We start from the raw sequence: 4,637 nt of genomic DNA on the forward strand, positions 1-4,637 counted from the left end.
ACTATTTCTTGTTCTTTATTTGGATACAAACGAAATTTATACGCTTTATTGACTGACATTAATTCACACCTCCAATCCTTCGATTTTCAATATTATTAAGTATTATTTTATCAAATTTGGAATAAAAAACAAAAGTTTTTGCTGCGCAAACCGACATTCACCCCACCACTTATCACTGAGATTTGCCCTTCACATGATTCAATGGAGGTACTCTTTCGGTAAAATCTGATAGAAGGGCTACCCCACTGACAAAGGCACCTGACCGGCAGACTCAGTTCCATCCGACATATACATAAACACTAGTCGAAGCGATTAAGCCAACAGCTTAGAAAAAATTTAACATAATCGAGTGATATCAACATATAAATAAGAAGTATGAACCCTGACTGTCTTATTGTTAGGGTTTTTTGTTAAGTGACAATGAAGACTGTTGACAAAGTAATCGCCCCACTATGGAAAAAACAGTTATTTTTAAGGAATACAGTCTTCAATGCGGAGGAACATCTCTCTCAAAAGCGGAGATGCCGGTAGACAGAAGGGAGCAAGTGGACTTTAGTGAAAGGGCATTTTTATTTTCGATGAAGGACCTGATTTTCATTCGGTAAAAAGTTAACAGCTATACTGAATTTAATTTTTGAAAATGGAAGAAATATATAAATAATAATAGGATTAAAGAAGTTGAAACCGGGTAAACAAAAAAGTCTGTTTATTTTTAAACTATTTACACTACACATCTAACAAATAGATTAAACGATGTAGGGGGATAGAAAAGGAGAATGAATAAGTTGAAGAAACAAAAATGTATAGCAATGATTCTTGCTGGAGGAAAAGGCAGCCGCCTAAAAGAATTGACAGATACGTTAGCAAAACCAGCAGTGCCCTTTGGAGGAAAATATCGCATTATTGATTTTCCTCTTTCCAATTGCGCGAATTCAGGCATTCATACGGTCGGCATTTTAACGCAGTACCAGCCGCTTGCCCTACATTCATATATCGGTATCGGAAGTACTTGGGATCTTGACCGGCGCGATGGCGGGGTGACTGTTCTTCCGCCATACGCTGAATCATCTAAAGTGAACTGGTATTCCGGTACAGCTAGTGCCATTTACCAAAACTTTCAATATATTAAGCAGCATAATCCGGAGCATGTGTTAATTTTGTCAGGAGATCATATTTACAAAATGGATTATGAGCTGATGCTTGATTCCCACATTGATAGAGGAGCAGATGCAACCATATCGGTTATTGAAGTTCCATGGAAAGAAGCCAGCCGGTTTGGGATTATGAATACAGACGATTTTTGCAACGTGACCCGCTTTGATGAAAAACCGGAAATGCCGGAAAGCAACCTTGCCTCCATGGGAATTTATATTTTCAAATGGTCTGTACTGAAAAAATATTTGGAGCTGGATGAAAGTAATCCGGAATCATCCAATGATTTCGGGAAAGATGTGATCCCTGCGATGCTTGCAGACGAGCTGAAATTGTCTGCTTATCCATTCAAGGGTTACTGGAAGGACGTTGGAACCGTAAACAGCTTGTGGGAAGCAAACATGGACTTGCTGGAACAAAACCAGGGATTGAATTTGTATGACCCATCATGGCGCATTTATTCGGTTAATTCCAACCAGCCACCGCAAATGATGGGACGTAATGCGGATGTAAGGCATTCGCTTTTAAATGAAGGATGTATCATTGACGGAGAAATTCAGCATTCGGTTGTGTCCCAAGGTGTAGAAATAGAGAAAAATGCTTTTGTCAAAGACTGCGTCATTATGCCCAATGCGCGGATTGGACGTGGATCTTATATTGAACGGGCTATTGTAATGGAAGATATTCATATACCGGAAAACACAGTAATCTACAATAAATCCGATGAGATACTGCTTGTAACAGAAGCGTACCTGGCTGCTCATACACAGGAAGTAGTCAAAGCGTAAAGAAAAACAGGACATATTTTTGTCTCTTCAATTATTAAAAATAACACCTTTAAAATGATGGGGAAACCTGAATTTAAAGGTGTTTTTTTGTTTTGTCAAACTTTTCATGATAAATGAAAGTTCTAACATTCTCTTTTAGACACTAGAAATTGCACATAAAGTATACAGCTAAAATAGAAGGATCTCTTGAATGAACTTCATAATATTTAAATTATTTTAAAATAAAAAAACATTCTTTTTTTAAACTAATGACTTTTTATATATCGCCTATAAATATTGATAAATAGGTGGTTTACTGACAAATACATTTGTATTTTGTTAATAAATTTATTATTATAAGATAGTTAATTCGAGAGAGCAGATAAAAGATCTTTTTAACTGTTAGAAATGATAAATAAGAAGAGGGGCATCATCTTGGAAGTCAGCTTGTAAGTTAGATTAAAAAAGTGATGCCAGGTTCATCATTTCGACAAGGAATAGAGAATGTATGATTATCTTTCTTGAAATTCGAGCTATTAATCGCATAAGAGGAGGAAATGAAGTGGCAAACCAAGAATTGACGAGAGGCTTAGAAGCGCGTCATATTCAGATGATTGCTATGGGCGGCACCATTGGTGTTGGGTTATTTATGGGTTCATCCAGCACGATTAAATGGACGGGGCCGTCCGTAATGCTTGCTTATGCAATCACAGGAATTTTTATCTTTTTAATCATGCGTGCAATGGGCGAAATGTTGTATTTAGAGCCAAGTACAGGTTCATTTGCGACGTTTGGCCATAAGTATATACATCCACTAGCTGGGTATATGACAGCATGGAGTAACTGGTTTCAATGGGTAATCGTTGGGATGTCCGAAATTATAGCTGTTGGGGCATACACAAAGTACTGGTTCCCAGACCTGCCTGCTTGGATACCTGGTATCATCGCAATGGTGATTCTTGGGGCAGCGAATTTAATTTCTGTTAAATCATTTGGTGAATTTGAATTTTGGTTTGCAATGATCAAAATTGTGACTATTTTATTGATGATTATTGCTGGTTTTGGTCTTATTTTCTTCGGAATTGGGAACGGAGGCAATGCGATTGGATTATCAAATCTTTGGGAACATGGCGGCTTCTTTACAGGTGGCTGGTCAGGATTTTTCTTTGCTTTATCACTGGTTATCGGGGCTTATCAAGGGGTCGAATTAATTGGGATTACAGCCGGTGAAGCAAAAGATCCACAAAAAACATTAACAAAAGCCATTCAAAGCATTATTTGGCGTATTTTAATTTTCTACATTGGTGCGATATTTATTATTGTCACGGTTTACCCTTGGGATCAGCTGAGTTCGATTGGCAGCCCATTCGTTGCAACTTTCGCGAAAGTGGGCATTACAGCAGCAGCCGGACTTATTAACTTTGTCGTCATCACAGCAGCAATGTCCGGCTGTAACAGTGGTATTTACAGTGCAGGACGTATGCTTTATACATTAGCAATGAATGGACAAGCACCAAAGTTTTTTGCGAAAATATCTAAGAATGGTGTACCTTTATTTAGTACGCTTGGTGTAATGCTTGGTTTAGCCGTTGGCGTTGTGCTAAGTTACATTGCGCCAGAAAATTTATTTGTGTATGTATACAGTGCAAGTGTACTTCCTGGTATGATTCCATGGTTTGTCATTCTGATTAGTCAAATTCAATTCCGGAAAAGAAAAGGAGCTGAAATGGACAATCATCCATTCAAAATGCCTTTTGCACCGGTGACCAACTACTTAACCATCGCTTTTTTACTTATCGTTTTAGTCGGCATGTGGTTTAATGATGATACACGTATGTCGCTTATTGTAGGAATTGTTTTCCTAGGTATCGTTGTGATTAGTTTTTACGCTTTTGGAATGGGCAAGCGTGTTCCGATAGAAACGCAAACAGATGATGATTAAAAGCAAATAGCGACTCTTTAAAGCCAAATCCATTATCGGATTTGGCTTTTTTTATTTGAATTTACTTTTTCAAAGGAATGGGTAAAGACACATGGGGAAATTTATAAAATGGGTGCAGGCTAAAAGTATTGCAAGAAACCGCTAAAAAGCTACTTTTTCAGGTGTTCTGGGTAGCGGCAGAATTGTAAAAACCCAACTGGATACAGTAATTGGTTCAAAGTTGTCATCTGATAATATACTTTGTACTGATGCTTGGAGAGTATTTTTTACCTTTCACATTCAAAATGTTAATAACTATCACAGCCGTTTAAAGGGCAGATACGAAGATTTAACGGCGTGGCTATAAAATACCTCGACCATTATTTGAGTTGGTTTCATTTCTTAGATATAGTCAATCACCGTACTGATAATGTCGCGATTAGTAAATTGATTGTGGGTAGTTGTCTAGTTCCTGTTAATGAAGCCTATGATTTAATAAGAACGTATCAATATTAGTTCTTCTATTTTTAAATTAATGGAGCAATATAAAAAAAAGGGTGCAGCTGTTTTATCACTTTTTTCAGAAAATAGATTGACATATGTAAAAGCAGCATGATATAAATACAACATGATACTTCATTACATAAAAGCATAAAAGCGCGAAAGTGAAAATAAATTGGCTGACAAGCAAAAGAAATGGGAGGAAGTGATTGTTATGGAAAATCGCAGCAAAATTATAGACTGTACGATCCGTGACGGGGGCTTAGTAAACAATTGGGATTTCAGCGTTGAATTTG

General features: G+C 37.2%; 3 protein-coding genes and 1 pseudogene. 3 read left to right on the plus strand and 1 reads right to left on the minus strand.

Annotated features, from left to right (window positions below):
* The coding region (locus NLX67_RS23420) for a helix-turn-helix domain-containing protein (RefSeq protein WP_375143449.1) at positions 1-59 on the minus strand (59 nt) is incomplete at its 3' end.
* A 726-nt stretch (positions 60-785) separates the two neighbouring features.
* Here NLX67_RS23420 and NLX67_RS22435 point away from each other — a divergent pair.
* From NLX67_RS22435 to NLX67_RS22445, 3 genes and pseudogenes are all read left to right on the plus strand, one after another.
* Positions 786-1,940, plus strand: coding sequence for a glucose-1-phosphate adenylyltransferase (locus NLX67_RS22435; RefSeq protein WP_256520097.1), 1,155 nt, complete (start codon positions 786-788; stop codon positions 1,938-1,940).
* Positions 1,941-2,454: 514 nt separating this feature from the next.
* Positions 2,455-3,861, plus strand: coding sequence for an amino acid permease (locus tag NLX67_RS22440; protein WP_254313617.1), 1,407 nt, complete (start codon positions 2,455-2,457; stop codon positions 3,859-3,861).
* 145 nt (positions 3,862-4,006) lie between these two features.
* Positions 4,007-4,356, plus strand: a pseudogene (locus tag NLX67_RS22445) (IS1595 family transposase); the annotation flags it as partial.
* Positions 4,357-4,637 lie beyond the last annotated feature (281 nt).

This window comes from Domibacillus sp. A3M-37 (assembly GCF_024213455.1).
Lineage (GTDB): Bacteria > Bacillota > Bacilli > Bacillales > Domibacillaceae > Domibacillus > Domibacillus tundrae.